The sequence below is a fragment of the Kosakonia sp. N21 genome (assembly GCF_050587465.1).
Taxonomy (GTDB): domain Bacteria; phylum Pseudomonadota; class Gammaproteobacteria; order Enterobacterales; family Enterobacteriaceae.
Genome location: NZ_JBOBHR010000002.1, coordinates 164396 through 183360 on the forward strand (window position 1 = coordinate 164396; position 18965 = coordinate 183360).

19 protein-coding genes are annotated in these 18965 nt (G+C 54.7%); 10 read left to right on the forward strand and 9 right to left on the reverse strand.

Features of this window, described 5'->3' with window-relative positions:
* The first annotated feature begins 4 nt into the window (after positions 1 to 4).
* From rlpA to lipA, 6 genes are all read left to right on the forward strand, one after another.
* On the forward strand, positions 5 to 1219 hold the full coding sequence (gene rlpA, locus ACQ3G7_RS04580) for an endolytic peptidoglycan transglycosylase RlpA (RefSeq protein ID WP_430888992.1): 1215 nt from the start codon (positions 5 to 7) through the stop codon (positions 1217 to 1219).
* Positions 1220 to 1357: 138 nt separating this feature from the next.
* On the forward strand, positions 1358 to 2569 hold the full coding sequence (gene dacA / locus ACQ3G7_RS04585) for a D-alanyl-D-alanine carboxypeptidase DacA (RefSeq protein WP_263097531.1): 1212 nt from the start codon (positions 1358 to 1360) through the stop codon (positions 2567 to 2569).
* Positions 2570 to 2671: 102 nt separating this feature from the next.
* A complete protein-coding gene (ybeD, locus tag ACQ3G7_RS04590) occupies positions 2672 to 2935 on the forward strand; it encodes a DUF493 family protein YbeD (protein ID WP_263097532.1) in 264 nt (87 codons plus the stop codon).
* 87 nt (positions 2936 to 3022) lie between these two features.
* Positions 3023 to 3664 (forward strand): lipoyl(octanoyl) transferase LipB, encoded by a 642-nt coding sequence (gene lipB, locus ACQ3G7_RS04595; RefSeq protein ID WP_430888993.1) that lies wholly within the window; start codon positions 3023 to 3025, stop codon positions 3662 to 3664.
* A 305-nt stretch (positions 3665 to 3969) separates the two neighbouring features.
* Positions 3970 to 4923, forward strand: coding sequence for a YbeF family transcriptional regulator (locus ACQ3G7_RS04600; protein ID WP_263097534.1), 954 nt, complete (start codon positions 3970 to 3972; stop codon positions 4921 to 4923).
* A gap of 210 nt (positions 4924 to 5133) precedes the next feature.
* A complete protein-coding gene (gene lipA / locus ACQ3G7_RS04605) occupies positions 5134 to 6099 on the forward strand; it encodes a lipoyl synthase (RefSeq protein ID WP_061494432.1) in 966 nt (321 codons plus the stop codon).
* A 68-nt stretch (positions 6100 to 6167) separates the two neighbouring features.
* Here lipA and tatE read toward each other — a convergent pair whose 3' ends face one another.
* On the reverse strand, positions 6168 to 6368 hold the full coding sequence (tatE, locus tag ACQ3G7_RS04610; protein ID WP_061494431.1) for a twin-arginine translocase subunit TatE: 201 nt from the start codon (positions 6366 to 6368) through the stop codon (positions 6168 to 6170).
* A gap of 127 nt (positions 6369 to 6495) precedes the next feature.
* On the reverse strand, positions 6496 to 7284 hold the full coding sequence (locus ACQ3G7_RS04615) for a deaminated glutathione amidase (protein ID WP_430888994.1): 789 nt from the start codon (positions 7282 to 7284) through the stop codon (positions 6496 to 6498).
* 91 nt (positions 7285 to 7375) lie between these two features.
* On the opposite strand from ACQ3G7_RS04615, the gene crcB reads away from it, so the two are divergent.
* Positions 7376 to 7759, forward strand: a complete 384-nt coding sequence (crcB, locus tag ACQ3G7_RS04620) for a fluoride efflux transporter CrcB (protein WP_430888995.1) — start codon at positions 7376 to 7378, stop codon at positions 7757 to 7759.
* A 59-nt stretch (positions 7760 to 7818) separates the two neighbouring features.
* Here the strand turns inward: crcB and cspE are convergent, their stop codons facing one another.
* The 7 genes from cspE to ACQ3G7_RS04655 all read right to left on the reverse strand — a co-directional run bounded on the left by cspE (position 7819) and on the right by ACQ3G7_RS04655 (position 15630).
* Positions 7819 to 8028, reverse strand: a complete 210-nt coding sequence (cspE, locus tag ACQ3G7_RS04625) for a transcription antiterminator/RNA stability regulator CspE (protein ID WP_007373839.1) — start codon at positions 8026 to 8028, stop codon at positions 7819 to 7821.
* A gap of 203 nt (positions 8029 to 8231) precedes the next feature.
* Entirely contained in the window at positions 8232 to 8801 is a 570-nt protein-coding gene (gene pagP / locus ACQ3G7_RS04630) for a lipid IV(A) palmitoyltransferase PagP (protein WP_430888996.1), read from the reverse strand.
* 162 nt (positions 8802 to 8963) lie between these two features.
* Positions 8964 to 12083: an efflux RND transporter permease subunit gene (locus ACQ3G7_RS04635; protein WP_430888997.1), complete on the reverse strand. Its 3120-nt coding sequence runs from the start codon at positions 12081 to 12083 to the stop codon at positions 8964 to 8966.
* Positions 12080 to 13534, reverse strand: a complete 1455-nt coding sequence (locus ACQ3G7_RS04640; RefSeq protein ID WP_430888998.1) for an efflux RND transporter periplasmic adaptor subunit — start codon at positions 13532 to 13534, stop codon at positions 12080 to 12082. The genes ACQ3G7_RS04635 and ACQ3G7_RS04640 overlap by 4 nt, the downstream gene beginning before the upstream one ends.
* Complete coding sequence (locus ACQ3G7_RS04645; protein ID WP_430888999.1) at positions 13534 to 14787, reverse strand: TolC family protein; 1254 nt, start codon at positions 14785 to 14787, stop codon at positions 13534 to 13536. The genes ACQ3G7_RS04640 and ACQ3G7_RS04645 overlap by 1 nt, the downstream gene beginning before the upstream one ends.
* A 12-nt stretch (positions 14788 to 14799) precedes the next feature.
* Positions 14800 to 15168 carry a copper-binding protein gene (locus tag ACQ3G7_RS04650; RefSeq protein ID WP_263097541.1) on the reverse strand — a complete coding sequence of 123 codons (369 nt, stop codon included), beginning with the start codon at positions 15166 to 15168 and terminating at the stop codon, positions 14800 to 14802.
* A gap of 54 nt (positions 15169 to 15222) precedes the next feature.
* Positions 15223 to 15630 (reverse strand): DUF2946 domain-containing protein, encoded by a 408-nt coding sequence (locus tag ACQ3G7_RS04655; protein WP_430889000.1) that lies wholly within the window; start codon positions 15628 to 15630, stop codon positions 15223 to 15225.
* A 348-nt stretch (positions 15631 to 15978) separates the two neighbouring features.
* On the opposite strand from ACQ3G7_RS04655, the gene dcuC reads away from it, so the two are divergent.
* The 3 genes from dcuC (at position 15979) to rnk (ending at position 18826) form a co-directional block, all read left to right on the forward strand.
* Complete coding sequence (gene dcuC / locus ACQ3G7_RS04660) at positions 15979 to 17352, forward strand: anaerobic C4-dicarboxylate transporter DcuC (protein WP_430889333.1); 1374 nt, start codon at positions 15979 to 15981, stop codon at positions 17350 to 17352.
* Between the two features lie 95 nt (positions 17353 to 17447).
* On the forward strand, positions 17448 to 18251 hold the full coding sequence (gene rna / locus ACQ3G7_RS04665; protein ID WP_430889001.1) for a ribonuclease I: 804 nt from the start codon (positions 17448 to 17450) through the stop codon (positions 18249 to 18251).
* Between the two features lie 164 nt (positions 18252 to 18415).
* Positions 18416 to 18826 carry a nucleoside diphosphate kinase regulator gene (gene rnk, locus ACQ3G7_RS04670; RefSeq protein ID WP_430889002.1) on the forward strand — a complete coding sequence of 137 codons (411 nt, stop codon included), beginning with the start codon at positions 18416 to 18418 and terminating at the stop codon, positions 18824 to 18826.
* Positions 18827 to 18965 lie beyond the last annotated feature (139 nt).

Consider the following 18965-nt stretch of genomic DNA (forward strand, 5'->3'; position numbering starts at 1 on the left):
CGCAATGCGTAAGCAATGGCTTGGGGTCTGCATAGCAGCAGGATTACTGGCGGCATGTTCAAATGATAATGGTCAACAGCAAACGACCGTTGCGCCGCAACCTGTCGTGTGCAACGGCCCTGTCGTTGAAATCAGCGGTGCTGAGCCTCATTACGAGCCGCTCAATGCCACGGCGAATCAGGATTATCAGCGCGATGGCAAAAGCTACAAAGTGGTTCAGGATCCCTCCCGCTTCAGTCAGGCAGGCCTGGCTGCCATTTACGATGCCGAACCGGGCAGCAACTTAACGGCTTCCGGCGAAGCGTTCGACCCGGCGCAACTGACCGCGGCGCACCCTACTCTGCCGATCCCGAGCTACGCCCGTATCACCAACCTCGCCAACGGGCGGATGATTGTGGTGCGTATTAACGATCGCGGCCCGTATGGCAACGACCGTGTTATTTCTCTGTCTCGCGCGGCGGCAGATCGCCTGAATACGTCCAACAACACCAAAGTGCGTATCGATCCGATTATTGTCGCGCAGGATGGTTCTCTTTCCGGCCCAGGCATGGCCTGCACCAAGGTTGCTCAGCAGACCTACGTTCTGCCGGATCGTCCCGATCTTGGCGGCGGACTGGGCAGCGTCTCATCAGCGCCTCAAGCCGCGCAGCCACAGGGGAATGTTCAGGCCATCAGCAATGATACGTTGAAAAGCGACGATGCTGCCGGCGCACCGGTAAAAAGCGGTGGCTTCCTGGGCGCGCAAACGCCGCTGGCCGCGGGCGTGTTGGAAGGGAGCGACACGACGACGCAAAGCGCCGTCACACCGTCGACCACCACCACATCCATGATGTCGGCCAGTCAGAACACATCGGCAGTGCAAACCACCGCACCTGCCGCGACCCGCACCGCGCCGGTGACTGCACCGGGTTCTGTGCAGGGGCATGTGGCAACCACCAGTACAAGCGCCGCAACTACACGCACCGCCGCAACCACTGCGACCGCAACGGCAACCAGCGGGTATATGGTGCAGGTCGGTGCGGTGAGCGATCAGGCACGCGCGCAGCAGTATCAGCAGCGCCTGGCGCAGCAATTCTCCGTTCCGGGCCGTGTTGTGCAAAACGGCGCGGTCTGGCGGGTACAGTTAGGGCCGTTCAGTAATAAAGCCGATGCCAGCGCCCTGCAGGGGCGTTTGCAAAATGAAGCGCAGTTACAATCGTTTGTTACTGGCGCGCAGTAACCGGGTAAGGCATCTGATTCTGTCAACTTCTGTAAGCATCATTCACAAAGTCATGCGGAAAGTCAGATGCCTGCCGATATAGCTTTTGCTATAGTAAGGCACTTTTTTTAACTCCATCACGGATGTCGTAGTTCGACCATGAAGACCACTCTCTCCGTTCGTTTTGTGCAGCGCCTTGCGCTCACCACGGCGCTGACCGCAGCCACACTTTCTGCTGCTCACGCCGATGACCTGAATATTAAAACCATGATCCCTGGCGTGCCGCAAATCGATGCGGAGTCCTATATCCTGATCGATTACAACTCCGGCAAAGTGCTGGCGGAACAAAACGCTGACGCGCGTCGCGATCCGGCCAGTCTGACCAAAATGATGACCAGCTACGTTATCGGTCAGGCGATGAAAGCGGGCAAGTTTAAAGACAGCGACCTGGTGACGATTGGTAACGACGCATGGGCGACCGGTAACCCGGTGTTCCGCGGCTCTTCACTGATGTTCCTGAAACCTGGCATGCAGGTGCCGGTTTCCCAGCTTATCCGTGGGATTAACCTGCAATCCGGTAACGATGCGTGCGTGGCGATGGCGGACTATGTCGCGGGTAGCCAGGACGCGTTTGTTGGCCTGATGAACAACTATGTGCGCGCCCTTGGCCTGCAAAACAGCCATTTCCAGACCGTACATGGCCTGGACGCTGATGGTCAGTACAGCTCCGCACGCGATATGGCGCTGATTGGCCAGGCGCTGATCCGCGATGTACCGAACGAGTACTCCATCTATAAAGAGAAAGAGTTCACCTTCAACGGCATCCGCCAGACCAACCGTAACGGTCTGCTGTGGGACAACAGTCTGAACGTTGATGGCATTAAAACCGGTCATACCGACAAAGCGGGTTACAACCTGGTGGCGTCGGCGACTGAAGGTCAGATGCGTTTGATCTCGGCGGTGATGGGCGGTCGTACCTTTAAAGGCCGTGAAACCGAAAGCAAAAAATTGCTGACCTGGGGCTTCCGCTTCTTCGAAACCGTGAGCCCTCTGAAAGCAGGTAAAGAATTCGCTTCTGAACCGGCCTGGTTCGGCGACAGCGATCGCGCATCGCTGGGCGTGGATAAAGACGTGTATCTGACTATCCCGCGCGGCCGCATGAAAGATCTGAAAGCCAGCTATGTGCTGAACAACAGCGAGCTGCATGCGCCGCTGCAGAAAAATCAGGTTGTCGGTTCCATTAACTTCCAGCTTGATGGCAAAACGATCGAGCAGCGCCCGCTGGTCGTGCTGCAGGAAATCCCGGAAGGCAATTTCTTTGGCAAAATCATTGATTACATTAAATTGATGTTCCATCACTGGTTTGGTTAAGAATTGAACACTTGAAAGTGTGATTTTCGTCCCCATATACTACGTATCCAAAAAACTCCTGCCCCTGCGGCAGGAGTTGTTCTTTTTTACGCCGGAGCTGACATGAAAACCAATCTCAAAGAACTGCTTGAATTCCCGACACCCTTTACTTACAAAGTGATGGGTCTGGCGAAACCAGAGCTGGTTGATCTGGTGGTTGAAGTGGTACAGCGCCATGCGCCAGGTGATTACTCTCCGCAGGTAAAACCGAGCAGCAAAGGCAATTACCACTCGGTCTCTATCACCATTAATGCAACGCACATCGAGCAGGTTGAGATTCTTTACGAAGAACTCGGCAACATCGAAATTGTTCGCATGGTGCTGTAATGCCAGCAGACGTTGCCCGGAAGCATTCGGGTAACGTCTTCGCTGTGATATACTCCCCCCACTCTTTTCTCCCCCGGAGATGCCGTTTTGTCTCAGGATACAATCCTCATCCGCAATCTGGGCTTACAGCCTTACGATCCCGTGTCCCGGGCGATGCATGAATTCACCGATACCCGTGACGATACAACGCCTGACGAAATCTGGCTGGTCGAACATATGCCGGTCTTTACCCAGGGTCAGGCCGGCAAAGCTGAACACCTGCTGGCAACCGGCGATATTCCAGTGATCCAGAGCGATCGCGGTGGCCAGGTCACCTACCACGGACCGGGTCAGCAAGTGATGTACGTTTTAATAAATCTTAAGCGTCGCAAAATTGGCGTGCGTGAACTTGTTACATTGCTGGAAAATACGGTCATCAATACGCTGGCAATACTGGACATCCCGGCGCAGGCTCGCGCCGATGCGCCGGGCGTGTATGTCGATGGTAAAAAGATCTGTTCGCTGGGGCTGCGCATTCGTAAAGGGTGCTCATTTCATGGCCTGGCGCTGAATATCGCCATGGACCTGGCCCCCTTTATGCGCATCAATCCCTGTGGATATGCCGGGATGGAAATGACCCAGATCAGTCAGCTTTCACAAAAAGCGGATATGGATAAAATAAGGACAATTCTTATCCGGGAATTTTTAGCGTTACTAAACAATCCACCACATCAATATATGAGCGCTTAATATATGATGTATTACGGCCCGCATTTTGTGCGGGTCGTTATTTATTTGGCCTGTTAGCGCTTTACAATAGGTGCCATATTCTCTATTTTCAACCTACCTGCCTTGTCGGGTTAATAAGCATTGCGATGCTTTCCCGGGCTTCGTATTCGTGCTTATGGCCAATCGTCTTTTGAGTGCTTGTCCGCCATCGCGATGAAAAATCTACGTAATGCTGATATGTGACAGGACGTTAACTCAAATTAATAATCAACAAAAAAAACAAATTCAACTATCATTCATATTGCGAATGATTACGGAGCACTAGCGTGGAGAATAATAACCTGCCGGCAAAGCGAATAACCGGGCGCCCCGAGGACGACAAGCCGCAAATCTTCCGGACACTGCGCAATATTGATCTCAACTTATTGACTATTTTTGAGGCGGTATATGTCCATAAAGGGATTGTTAACGCGGCAAAAGTGCTCAACCTCACCCCTTCCGCTATTAGCCAGTCAATTCAGAAACTGCGCTCAATATTTCCAGATCCGCTTTTCATTCGAAAAGGCCAGGGCGTCACGCCTACGGCTTATGCCTCTCATCTGCATGAATATATCAGCCAGGGGCTGGAATCTATCCTCGGCGCGTTGGATCTCACTGGCAGCTACGATAAACAGCGCACGATTACCGTCGGCACAACGCCGTCTATTGGCGCGTTAGCCCTTCCGGTTATCTATCAGGCGATAAAAGCCAATGCCCCGCATCTGATGATGCGCAATATTCCGGTCAAAGATGGGGAAAGCCAGCTCAGTCAGTTTCAGACGGATTTAATTATTGATACTCACCTCCCCTCATCGCGCGCGCTCAATAGCCATGTGCTGTATACCGACCGCCTGATGTTGGTGTGCCGTAAAGGGCATCCTTGTCTGAACGGGCCAATCAACGAAGAGGTTTTGCAGCAGTACGAGCACACGATGGTGATGCTGGAAGCGCAAAATCTGAGCGGCTTACGTCAGCGCGTGCAGGATCTCTTTCCAGAGCGCCAGATCAGTTTCAGCAGTTACAATATGTTTACTATTGCAGCACTGATCGGCAACACTGACCTGCTGGGACTGATGACAACGCGTTTGTTCAAATTGTTTAGCGATTGCTGGCCGCTGGTGGAAATTGATTACCCGCCAATCAGCAACGAGCGGCTGGATATCTCGCTGTATTACAATAAATTGAGCCTGCGAGATCCGGTGCTGGAAAACGTTATCAATGTTATCCGACGGGCTTTTTAAAGCCCGTTCTCACCTGGCGAATGTGCTAACCCTTACTGGGCATTTGGCACAAAACAACAACTATTTTACAAATAGCCCCGTTGTCAGGCTGCTTTCTGCCCTCCATCAATGGTATACTGCGCGCAAGTTAATTCAAAAATAGTTGATAAATACAACATTCCCTTGAATTGAAATGCTTACTTCGTTATCCGCAACTGGAACACGCACGCTATGAGTAAACCCATTGTGATGGAACGCGGTGTTAAGTACCGCGATGCCGATAAAATGGCTCTTATCCCGGTTAAAAACGTGGCCACAGAGCGCGAAGCCCTGCTAAGAAAACCGGAATGGATGAAAATCAAACTTCCGGCTGACTCTTCCCGTATTCAGGGTATCAAAGCGGCCATGCGTAAAAACGGCCTGCATTCTGTTTGCGAAGAGGCGTCCTGTCCGAACCTCGCTGAGTGTTTCAACCATGGTACCGCCACGTTTATGATCCTCGGCGCGATCTGCACCCGTCGCTGCCCGTTCTGCGATGTGGCCCACGGTCGTCCGGTGGCGCCAGACGCTAACGAACCGCAAAAACTGGCGCAAACTATCGCAGATATGGCATTGCGTTACGTGGTCATCACTTCGGTTGACCGTGATGACCTGCGCGACGGCGGCGCACAGCATTTTGCTGATTGTATTACCGCTATTCGCGAGAAGAGCCCGACGATTAAAATCGAAACGCTGGTACCTGACTTCCGTGGACGCATGGATCGTGCGCTGGATATCCTCACAGCAACCCCGCCAGACGTGTTTAACCACAACCTGGAGAACGTGCCGCGTATTTACCGTCAGGTTCGCCCGGGAGCGGATTACAACTGGTCACTGAAGCTGCTGGAGCGTTTTAAAGAAGCGCATCCGGAGATCCCGACGAAATCCGGTCTGATGGTCGGTTTAGGCGAAACCAATGCCGAAATCATTGACGTTATGCGCGACCTGCGCCGCCACGGCGTGACGATGTTAACGCTGGGTCAGTATCTGCAACCGAGCCGTCATCACCTGCCGGTGCAGCGCTATGTCAGCCCGGATGAGTTTGATGAGATGAAAGAAGAAGCGCTGGCGATGGGCTTTACCCACGCAGCATGCGGTCCGTTCGTTCGCTCCTCTTACCATGCGGATTTGCAGGCAAAAGGCATCGAAGTGAAGTAATACTTCCTTACACAACCTACAAAAAAACCGGCTCAGTGGCCGGTTTTTTTTCGCCTGTCGGGGCGCTATTACTCTTTGTGAGAGAGTTTCTCTGCAGTGACTTCGCCTTCGGCTTCTTTCTTCGCTGCATCATCATCGTTCATCGCTTTTTTAAAGCCTTTGATGGCTGCACCCAGATCGCCGCCCAACGTGCGCAGTTTCTTGGTCCCAAACAGCAGGACAACCAGTGCGGCCACGACCAGCAGTTTGGTAATACTAATCTCACCCATAGATACCTTCTTTCGTAAAACAGGCTGCATAAAACGTCATTATAACCCGATTTCATTAACGGTCATTCGACGCGCGCACACAATAGCAATCTGTAACGAGATGGATCAAGTGTTGTTTAAAAAAACATCACAACAATCGTGGTGCAGCGAAGCGCCGGTTACGTAACACGGGCAACGTATCCCGCGTTTGCGCTACACGTTCCTCGCTGACCTCCGCAACGATCAGCGCAGGCGCTTCTGCTGCCGCAGCCAGCGTTACGCCTTGTGGGTCAACAATCCGGCTTTGCCCGATATTTTTGTTACCGCACTCCCCGGCCGCCACCACATAGCATGTGGTGTCGAGCGCCCGCGCCGACAGCAACGTTGCCCAGTGCTGTTCTTTGAGTGGACCACGCACCCAGGCCGCAGGCAACACCAGCAACTGTGCGCCATCAAGCGCCAGCTTCATTGCCAGCTCAGGAAAACGCAAATCGTAGCAGGTCATCAGACCCACCTTCATCCCCTCAATGTCGATTAACGGCGCAACGTCATCTCCGGCATCCACCCGCGCCGATTCCTGAATATTAAACGCGTCGTACAGATGCAGCTTGGCATACTGCGCGATCACCTTACCGCCGCGCAATACCACCAGCGTATTAAACGCCCGCCCTTCGGTAGAAGGCACATGCACCGTCAGCACCGTCGTCAGGGTATTGCGTCGACTCTCCTCGCAAAGCAGCGTCAGGAAGCCGCCATCGAGCCGCTGAGCGGATTTTACCGACAGGTGAGGGTCATTATCATCCCGCGCCAGCAAAGCCTCTGGCAGCACCAATAGCGACGCCTGCTGAGAAGCGGCCTGCGCCATTAACGCCACACAGGTTTGCGCGTTGGTGCGCCAGTCAGGCGTCACCACAAATTGTCCCGCCGCAACAATCATCTCGTTATCCTCTCGCTTCACCGCGATAGCCAGAAAATGGCGGCGGCGCTACACTCATCCACTCTAACAAATCAAATAGCAGGATTTCACCGTGTTACAACTTCTTTTAGCGGTATTTATCGGCGGGGGCACAGGCAGCGTGGCGCGCTGGCTGTTGAGTATGAAGCTTAACCCAACGCATCAAATTATCCCTCTCGGTACGCTGACGGCCAACCTGCTTGGCGCATTTATCATTGGCATGGGGCTGGCGTGGTTCAACCGCATGACGCATATCGATCCGCTGTGGAAAGTCTTGCTGACCACCGGTTTTTGCGGCGGGCTGACCACCTTTTCCACATTTTCGGCGGAAGTGGTGTTTCTGTTGCAGGATGGGCGCGCTGGCTGGGCCCTCGTTAACGTGGCGGTGAACCTGCTGGGATCGTTTGCGATGACAGCGCTGGCGTTCTGGCTGTTTTCTGCGGCGAATGCAAACTGAAGGGATAAAAAAAACCCGCCGTGAGGCGGGTTTTGGGATTCTTGCTAAACGTAGCTCAATTAGACAGGCATTACGTTTGCAGCAGATGGGCCTTTGGCACCGTTAGTGATTTCAAACTCAACGCGCTGACCTTCAGCCAGAGTTTTGAAACCATTGCTCTGGATTGCAGAGAAGTGTACGAACACGTCTTTGCTGCCATCTTCCGGAGTAATGAAACCGAATCCTTTGGATTCATTAAACCACTTAACGTTACCTTTAATCTTAGACATCAAAATTACCTTTACATGAAAAAACGACACAAATGCTGTGTCGGGTATCAGTACAACAATTGTAGCGACTTTTGTCCAGTCGTTATTCACTAAAAAGTGATAAATGTCGCTAACTTTTTTTCGGTAGCAGGTTTATGCCGCATTTCACGCGCTGTATAAAAATTGCGCACCGCGTCAACCCGCTTTTACCCCCTTTACTGCCCTCAGAACTGAAAACGCATCCAGGCGAAGTAAACGTTACCGTTGTTGTATGTGCCGGGGATATAGGTCATCTGGAACGTTGCCGGACCGTAGCCAATCGACGCCAGCGGCAGCAGCACCGGGATCGGGATGTAGTGCCAGTTATCACGCGCGGTAAAGCCTGCCGTGTACCCCAATCCCAGGCGGAAATTATCGTCCGCCAGCGGGCGCCAGGTTTTCTCCCAACCGTAACCGCCAATCGGCTCCCATTTGTTGAAGGAGTCTTTAAACGCCATCAGATACAGGCCGTGCCAGTTACCGTTTTCATCCCAGCGAGACTGACCAAACCCCGCGCCCCAGGGACGCTCGTTATAGCGGTCAGTTTTTTCCTTGTCATAGGCAAAACGCGCATGCCAGGTGATCGCCGGCACATACAAGTCGTAATGCTCAGGCTGCTGCCAGGTTTGCTTCACATTGTCAGTAAAATCAGAAAACCAGCTGTTTTCTGCTGCGTGTGTGGAAACCACCGAAAGCTGACAAAATAAAGAGAATAAAATCCACAAAATCTTCTTATTTACAAACACCGTATTCATTCCATGTTACGAATCGACGTATATTCTCGGACAGGGTATCTGAATATTCTCTTAACGAAATCAGATTAATTCTGAAAACGCAGCGGCATTGTTTTTCGGCCATAATAAATTTTTTCCGCTAATACAATTAGATGCGCCCCGAATACGGAGCGCAAAATTAATTCAGCGTTGGCGATGCAGCAGTAAATAAATGGCCGGAATAACAAACATCGACAACAACGGCGCCGTTACCATGCCGCCAATCATCGGTGCCGCAATGCGGCTCATCACCTCGGAACCGCTGCCCCCGCCCCACATGATAGGCAGTAACCCCGCCATAATGGTCGCTACCGTCATCACTTTCGGGCGTACGCGCAGCACCGCTCCTTCGTGGATGGCGCGCATCAACACCTTATTTCCTTCATCAGGATCAGGTCGCCGGTATTTCTCCAGCGCATGATTGAGATAGAGCACCATAATAACGCCGAACTCGGCCGCCACACCAGCAAGTGCAATAAACCCAACCGCCCCGGCAACGGACAAATTATAGCCCAGCAGCCACAGTAACCAGACACCGCCAATCAACGAGAAAGGTAATGTCCCCATTATTAACAGGGCATCGGAAACCCGTTTAAAGGTAATAAATAACAGCACAAAGATAATCATTAGCGTCACCGGCAAGACAATTTTCAGTTTTGCCGTGGCGCGCTCAAGATATTCAAATTGTCCCGACCAGGAGAGCGTAACCCCTTGCGGTAACTGCACCTGTTGCGCCACCCGCTGCTGCATCTCATCAACCGCTGATTTTAAATCCCGTCCACGTAAATCAACGTAGATCCAGTTGGAAAGCCGCGCGTTTTCGCTTTTCAGCATCGGAGGCCCTTCTTTCACGACAATATCCGCCAGTTCACCAAGCGCAATCTGGCTGCCATTTTCGGTGATCACCGGCAAATTCCGCAGATCATCAACATTATCACGCAGTTCTCGCGGGTAGCGCACATTGATTGGATAACGCTCGCGCCCTTGCAGGACTTCGCCAATGTTTTCGCCGCCCACCAGCGTGGAAACCAGCGATTGCAGCTCTTTGACCGAGACCCCATAGCGCGCCGCCTGCTGGCGGTTAATCGTGATATCGACATAGCGACCACCCGCCAGGCGCTCTGCCAGCGCGGAGGTTACGCCCGGCACGGTTTTCACCACCTGTTCGATTTGCTGCGCCACGCGCTCAATATCGGCAATATTATTACCGTTCACCTTTATGCCCACCGGGCTTTTGATCCCCGTCGCCAGCATGTCCAGTCGGTTACGAATGGGCGGAACCCAAACGTTAGCGATCCCTGGCACATTGACGGTTTTATCCAGTTCCGCCACCAGTTTTTCCGGCGTCATACCGGCACGCCACTGGTCGCGAGGTTTAAAATGGATGGTGGTTTCCAGCATCGTTAGCGGCGCGGGATCGGTCGCGCTCTCGGCACGTCCGGCTTTGCCAAACACGCTTTCTACTTCCGGTACGCTTTTAATGAGCCGGTCGGTTTGCTGTAACAAACGCCCGGCTTCGCGGGCCGAAATCCCCGGTAGCGTCGACGGCATATACAGGAGATCGCCTTCGTTGAGCGGCGGCATAAACTCGCTGCCCAATCGACTGAGCGGCCACAGCGTTGCCAGCAGCAACAAGAGCGCCAGCCCCAGCGTCGCCTTCGGCCAGGCCAGTACGCGATCCAACAGCGGTTCATAAATGCGGATCAGAAAACGGTTAATCGGGTTGGCTTTCTCATCAGGGATCTTACCGCGAATAAACAGCCCCATCAGCACCGGCACCAGTGTTATCCCGAAACCTGCGGCCACCGCCATCGCCCAGGTTTTGGTAAAGGCCAGCGGTGAAAACATCCGCCCTTCCTGCGCCTCCAGGGAAAAAACCGGAATAAACGACAAGGTAATGATCAACAGACTGCAAAACAGCGCAGGCCCCACTTCAACCGCTGCTCTTTCCGAGAAGCGCCAGTAATCCGCCCCCGTTGGCTGCTGTCCGGGGTTATCGTGCCGCCACTGCTCCATCACTTTATGCATGTTCTCTATCATCACGATGGCGGCATCCACCATCGCGCCGATGGCGATGGCAATCCCCCCCAGCGACATGATATTGGCGTTAATCCCCTGATAGTGCATGACGATAAACGCGCCGAGGATCCCTAATGGCAAAGAGACAATCGCCACCAGCGCAGAGCGAAAGTGAAACAGAAACAGCGTACAAACCAGCGCAACAACGATGAATTCCTCAATCAGCTTATGGGTCAGCGTCTCAACGGCATGCTCAATCAGCGTCGAGCGGTCATACACCGGAACGATCTCAACACCCGCAGGTAATGTTTTCTGTATCTCGCTGAGCTTTGCTTTCACGGCATGAATGGTGTCCAGCGCGTTTTTGCCGTAACGCATCACAATGATACCGCCCGCGACCTCCCCTTCGCCGTTATACTCCGCCACGCCACGGCGCAGCTCAGGCCCAAGGCGTACCGTGGCCACATCAGATAACATCACTGGCACGCCATCGCGGCTGGCAATCACTATCTGGCGAAAATCCGCCAACTGGCGCAGATAGCCCGTGGTGCGCACCATAAATTCCGCTTCGCCCATCTCCAGCAATGCGCCGCCGCTCTCCTGGTTCGCCGCCTGCACGGCATTCACAATCTGCTCGTGCGTAATGTTAAGCGCCCGCATGCGCGCCGGATCCGGTACTATCTGATACTGGCGCACCATCCCGCCAACGCTGGCGACCTCCGCCACATTCGGCACCGTTTTCAGCTCAAACTTGAGCGTCCAGTCCTGCAACGCCCGCAGATCCGCAAGGTTGTGTTTCCCACTGCGATCCACCAACGCGTATTCGTAGACCCACCCCACACCGGTTGCGTCCGGTCCCAGCCCCACGTTCACCCCCGCAGGCAGCGATGACTGGATCTGGCTCAGGTTTTCCAGGACCCGCGATCGCGCCCAGTAGAGATCGGTATAGTCTTCAAACAAAACATAGACATATGCATCGCCAAACATTGAATAACCGCGCACGGTTTTCGCCCCCGGTACGGATAACATGGCGGTGGTTAACGGATAAGTGACCTGATCTTCGATAATTTGCGGCGCCTTCCCCGGGTAGCTGGCGCGAATAATGACCTGCACATCCGACAGATCCGGTAGCGCATCCAGCGGTGCACGCTGAACCGACCATAATCCCCAGCCGGTCAGCACCACGGCAGCCAGCAGGATCAACAAGCGGTTTCGCAACGAGGCGCGAATAACGGCAGCAATCATTTCATTGCCTCCTGCATCGGCATCAGGTGGGTGATCACCGCGCCTTCCTCATCATCCAGCATGAAACTAAACATCACCGTATCCCCGACTTTAATCGCCGGATCAGGTTGTTTCACAACAAAGTCCATGGTCATCGCCCCCCAGTTCAGCGCCGGAATGGGCTGGTGCGACAGCGTGATGCTGCCCGCATCAATGGCTTTCACCACGCCGGTAGCGTCGTACTGCTGCACGTTTTTCTTCGCAGTCTGTGTGGCCTGTTGTTCCGGTAACGCGCTGCGCAGGTTCGCTTCAGAGTCAATCAGGAACTGACCGGAGGTCACCACACTGTCACCCGCGTTAAGACCAGACAACACTTCCGTCCAGCCCTGCGCGGTGCGCCCGGTGGTGACATTTACCGCCCGGAAATGACCGTCGCCGGTAGCCAGCAATACCCGGCTGGCAGCGCCGGTTTCAATCAACGCCTCTTCCGGAATAGCCAACACCGCAGGCTGCTGCGCGGACGCCGCAGTGGAGACGGTCAGAAACATACCGGGTTTCAGTTTTTGTTGGGGATTGTCCAGCACGATACGGGCTTTCAGCGTACGGGTGGCGGTCTCCAGTTGCGGCAACAGTTCGCTGACGCGACCGTGAAATTGCTCACCCGGCCAGCTCGCCGAGGTCGCCACAATCTCGCTGCCCGTCGCCAGCGCTTGTGCCTGGGTTGGCGGGTAATCCACCACCAGCCACACCGGATCGAGGCTCGCCAGCTCAAACAGACTTTGCGTGGCAGCCACCTGCGCGCCTTCGCGCGAATCCAGTTTGACCACATACCCGTCTTTGTCAGCGCGCAGCGTCAGCCGCGTTTCCGGTTTACCACTGCGTTCGACGACCCGAATGATCGCTTCCGGCATAAACTGCAACGCCAGTCGTTCACGGGCTGCGCGGGTCAGTTCACTATCCCCCAACTGGCGAACAGCCAGATACTCCTGCTGAGCGGTAGTCCATTGAGGGATCCATAACTGCGCCAACGGTTGGCCTTTTTTCACCCACTGTTGCGGTGCACGAACAAAGAGTTTTTCCACCACCCCGGCCGCCGGTGACGGCACGCTCTGAATGCTGCGCTCATCGGTGGTCACGGTGGCAAAGGCGGAAAACGCGCTGGCCAGCACACGTTGTTCCACGCGCCCGGTGGTCATGCCCAGATTCTGCTGTTGCTGCGCACTGACGCTCACCCCGCCAGCAGCGGGCGCGTCATCGGCATAACGCGGCACCAGCGGCATATCCATAAATGGGGATTTACCCGGCTTATCAAAACGTTGATCCGGCATCATCGGATCGTACCAGTACAACACTTTACGCGCGGGGGCCGCTTCCGTTGAAGTGGCAGGCGCGGTATGTTGCCGCCCGGTCACATACCCAATACCCGCAGCCACGCCGGCGGCAATCACAACGGCAACTATGCTCTTTTTCATCACATCAACTCCTGCGGGATCAACCAGCGGATCGCGGCCCATGTCCGCGCCATCTCTTTTTCGGCCTGGTTTGCGGCCAGTTCGCTGTCGAGCACATTACGCCGCGCATCCAGCAGTTCCGGCAGCGCGCTCTGCCCGGATCGGTATTGCGCCGCCAATAGCGTGGCGCGTTGGCGCACCAGCGGTAGCACTTCATCGCGCTGGCGCATCCATAAGGTTTGTGCCGCGTTATATTCGGCAATCAGTGAGTGCAGTTGCGCCATGTGCTCACGCCCGGCAAGCGCCAGTTGATCGTTAGCCTGCATCGTGCGGGAGACATCCGCCGCGTGGTCTTTATCCTGGCGGCGTGACTGGAACAGCGGCAGATCGACGGTAAACATCACCCCGGCCATATCTTCATAGCCTTCGGCGCGCCGGCCATACCACACCTCCACTTCCACATCCGGAATGGCGGCAATCGCCGACTCCGCAGAACGGGCTTTAGCGCTGTTAGCGGCGCTGGCGGCGGCCACCACATCAGGATGTTGTGCGATGCCCTGCTCAAGCGTTTTTTCATCGGCGGGCAGGCGCTGGTAACGGGGGAGTTCACCGGCAATATCGGTCACGCTTTGCCCGGTGAGTTGCATCAGACGGGTTTGCGCCAGTTGCACATCCCGCTCGGCAAGGGTGACTTTGTCGCGCATGGCGCTAAGCCCAATCCGCAAGGCCAGTACGCTGTCCGGTGCGGCGCTGCCTGCCCCAACGCTGGCGCGCTGCGCCCCCTGCTGTCGCTCAGTCTCCTCCAGCAGTTTGCGGGCGGTTTGCACGGCTTTCTCTGAGAGCGCCAGATCAAGCCATGCCTGTGCGGTATCGCGCTGTAACGTGGCGCGCACCACGGCAGATTTGGCGCTCACACTCTGCGCTTCAGCCAACAGCGTATCGGCCTTGCGGTCACGTTTTTCCGCGCTGATGTATTGCTGCATGATGCCAACCCGCTGCATGGTCATGCCTTCACGGGTCAAACGGCGGTCGTTGTTGCCCTGCACCGGTACGTTTTCGATCCCGAATTTCAGCTTCGGATCCGGCAACTGACGGGCGGAATCCGCCATCGCATCCAGCGCTTGCGCTTCGTTACGATTGGCGGACAGTTCGGCGGAGTAACGTTCGGCAGCGGCGAGTGTCTGCGTCAGCGTCAGTGACTCCGCCTGTACGGCGGAGCACACTAATCCGAGCGCGACCGCACCGAGCCGCAGGCTCAGTGTGCATCGTTTCATTGTTGCCTCCGGTTACGCTTGTGGCGTCAATGAAACGAGCTGGTATCCATCGTCATGCTGGACGAAGGTAAAACTGACCTTATCGCCAGGCTTCACAGCAGGCAATGCACTCCCCTGAGGGCGTGCAAACTGCATGGTCATTGGCGGCCAGTTAAGGGCAGGAATGGCGGTATGGGCGATAGAGACAGATTGCGCAGAGACCTTTTTGACCACGCCCTGGCTTTGGTAGACCTGGGACTGCATAGCCTGGTGCTGCGACATATCGTGCATGCCCTGCATGTCGTGTTGCATGCCTTGCATGTCGTGGGTGGTTTGCGCCTGAGCGGCGGTGAAAGAGAACAGCAGTACGCCAGTCAGCGCACAAAGTACATGAGAACGCATAATAAGACTCCTGTTAATCATAAAATTATTAAAATTCAATGGATTAACAGTTATCTACTCCCGATACCGGCAAAAACGGATCGTTGCCGGCGGGCCTGCGGCAGGCGGGGTTAATGACCATCCCTCGCGGGAAACGTCGGTACAAACGGGTTTAACCACCGCAATGGCGAGCGTTGACGGCAGCGCCACCAGCGGTTGATGCGGCGTGTCTTTTTGCGCCAGGTCCGGAACACAATGTTTTTCGCACAATGGCGTTTTCATGGCGTTCATTTGCGGCGCGTTGTCCGCCATCATCATATGGTCCATATGCTGGACCATCACCGTTTCACCCTGCACGCTGACATCACAATCGTGGGACGCAATCGCCACCTGGCTTTGGATCAGTAACCAACCAAACGCCATCAGCAGCATCAGCAGATGCCGCTTAATAAAGCGCAGTCGGTATAGCCAGCCAGCGTGCATACACTACCTGAAGGTGAACGGGAATTAACGGCGAGTATAAGCAGGACAGTTTTTATTTTTAAAGATTTTTTTAACAAATTTACGTCGGGCAGGTTATTGCCGCAAATAACAGTAAAATCATTAACCAGGAATTATCATTAAATAAACAAATTCGCTACTATCATTCTTGCCGATTATTTATCGCTGCTTTTTATTTTTCGGCTGAATAGCAATTTCACGCGATATTCCGCTCAAAGCGTCGCTTTGTTGATTTTAATCATCTACAGAAAAGATGTTATTCGGCACATTGCGACTCCTGTTTTTTTACTTACTTATCTTTTCAGGTCAACTTCCGGGGCCAATAACATGATTTCTACACTCATTGAACTGCTGATCGGCGTGGTGGTGATTGTCGGCGTCGCGCGCTACATCATCAAAGGGTATTCCGCCACCGGCGTGCTGTTCGTCGGCGGTCTGGCGTTATTAATCGTCAGTGCGTTAATGGGCCATAAAATATTGCCCGGCAGCGCGACCAGCACCGGTTACAGCGCCACCGATATTGTGGAATACGTGAAGATCCTGCTGATGAGTCGCGGTGGCGATCTCGGCATGATGATCATGATGCTGTGCGGGTTTGCCGCCTATATGACGCATATCGGTGCGAACGATATGGTGGTGAAACTGGCCTCCCGCCCGCTGCGTTTTATCAACTCCCCTTATTTACTGATGATTGCCGCCTACTTCGTCGCCTGCCTGATGTCGCTGGCGGTGTCGTCAGCAACCGGTTTGGGTGTACTGCTTATGGCGACGCTGTTCCCGGTGATGGTGAATGTCGGGATCAGTCGCGGCGCAGCAGCGGCGATTTGCGCCTCTCCGGCGGCAATTATTCTCTCGCCAACCTCCGGCGACGTGGTGCTGGCGGCCAAAGCAGCGGAAATGCCACTGGTGGATTTTGCCTTTAAAACCACGCTACCGATCTCCATTGCCGCGATTATCGCCATGGCGATTGCCCACTTCTTCTGGCAACGTTACCTGGACAAGAAAGAACACATCGTCACTGAAATGCTGGATGTGAAAGATATCACCACCAGTGCGCCGATGTTCTACGCCATCCTGCCGTTTACACCGATTATCGGCGTGCTGATTTTCGACGGTAAATGGGGGCCTGAGCTGCACATCATCACTATTCTGGTGATCTGCATGTTGCTGGCGGCGGTGCTGGAATTCGGACGCGGCTTCAACACGCAGAAAGTCTTCTCCGGCCTTGAAGTGGCGTATCGCGGCATGGCGGATGCGTTTGCCGGTGTCGTCATGCTGCTGGTAGCGGCGGGCGTCTTTGCCCAGGGGCTGAGCACCATCGGCTTTATTCAGAGCCTGATCTCGATTGCCACCTCCTTCGGCTCGGCAAGCATTATTTTGATGCTGGTGCTGGTGATCCTCACCATGCTGGCTGCAATGACCACCGGCTCCGGTAATGCGCCGTTTTACGCCTTTGTCGAGATGATCCCGAAACTGGCGCATGAGTCCGGCATTAACCCGGCGTATCTGTCCATTCCGATGCTGCAAGCGTCAAACCTGGGTCGTACCATCTCCCCGGTATCCGGCGTTGTGGTGGCGGTCGCAGGCATGGCCAATATCTCACCGTTTGAAGTGGTAAAACGCACCTCGGTGCCGGTGGCTGTCGGGCTGATTGTGGTGATTATCGCAACCGAGATCCTGGTGCCGGGCGTTGCAGTGCACTAAGGCCTTCTGACGGATGAAAAAGCGCCAGCCTGGCGCTTTTTTTTATGCTTTAATTATTTCCTGTAATCATCCAAACACATTCATCAGGAATTGAAATGTTCAGACAGGGACTCGCCGTCAGCCTTTGCGCTACCGGGGTACTGTTCTCATGTGCCCACGCCGCGCCGCTTCAGCCCAAACAGTATGGGGATTATGACCGCTATGTGCTGGCGCTCTCGTGGCAAACCGGTTTTTGCCAAAGCCAGCATGTTAATGGGCGCAACGAGCCCGACGAATGCCGCCTGCAAAAAGAGCTGCCGCATAAAGTGGATTTTCTGACAGTTCATGGCCTGTGGCCCGGTTTACCGAAATCCATTGCCGCGCGCGGGGTCGATGAAAACCGCTGGATGCGCTACGGGTGCGCCACCCGCCCGATTCCCAATATGCCGGAGGCCAAAGCCAGCCGGAAATGCGCCGCTGCCGAAACCGGCCTCTCCCTTGAAATGGCCAACAAGCTGAATGACGTGATGCCAGGCGCAGGCGGCAACTCCTGCCTCGAGCGCTACGAATACGCCAAACATGGCGTCTGCTTTGGCTTCGATCCGGATGACTATTTCGGCGCAATGGTCCGCATGAATACCGAAATCAAACAGAACGCCCTTGGTACTTTCCTGGCGGACAACTACGGCAAAACGGTGACCCGCGCGGCGTTCGATAGCGCGGTTGCCAAGGCTTACGGCGAGCAGGGTGTGAAAGCGGTAAAACTGATCTGTAGCGGCAACCCGGCGTGGCTAACAGAAATGCAAATTGCCATCAAAGCCGATGCCATCAACGCGCCATTATCGGCAACCTCGCTGCTCGCGCAGCCGCATCCTGGCAACTGTGGCGCACAGTTTGTCATCGACAAGGTGGGTTACTGATCCGGCTCAATTCCGGCAAATGTGCGCCGTGTCACTTCACAGTTTGCTACGCTGTCAGTATCATCCCTTGTAGACAAACCCTCGCTGCCCGTCGGCGAGGGTTTTTCTTTGGATCAATCAGGCGGCGCTGCCGCTTAAACGACATGGAGTAACAGGAGTAACAGATGTCCAGACCTGCCATTATCATTAATGAGCGAGACGCCGAGCGCCTCGACCGACTGCTTGAGCAACCGGCTCACGCCAGCCTGCCGGTCGCGGATGCGCTGAATGAAGAACTGGATCGTGCACAAATGTGCGCGCCGGAAGCCATGCCGCACGATGTGGTGACGATGAACAGTCGGGTGAAATTTCGCGAGCTGAAAAGCGGCGAAGAGCGTGTCCGCACGCTGGTCTACCCGGCGCAAATGACCGACAGCACCAGCCAATTGTCGGTACTGGCCCCGGTCGGCGCGGCGCTGTTGGGCTTACGGGTTGGCGACAGTATTCACTGGGCATTACCCGGCGGCGCCACAGCCGATCTCGAAGTGCTGGAGCTCCTTTACCAGCCCGAAGCCGCTGGCGATTTTATGCTCTGATCGCGCCGCTGCTTTGTTTTGCAGAGGATGCGCCCGCATCCTCTTTCCGTCCTTTTCCCACCCATTTTTATATTTGCCAGCCAGGCAACAAAATATTTCTGCCCTTTATGCTTCAATCAGATGGACATAACCTACAGGG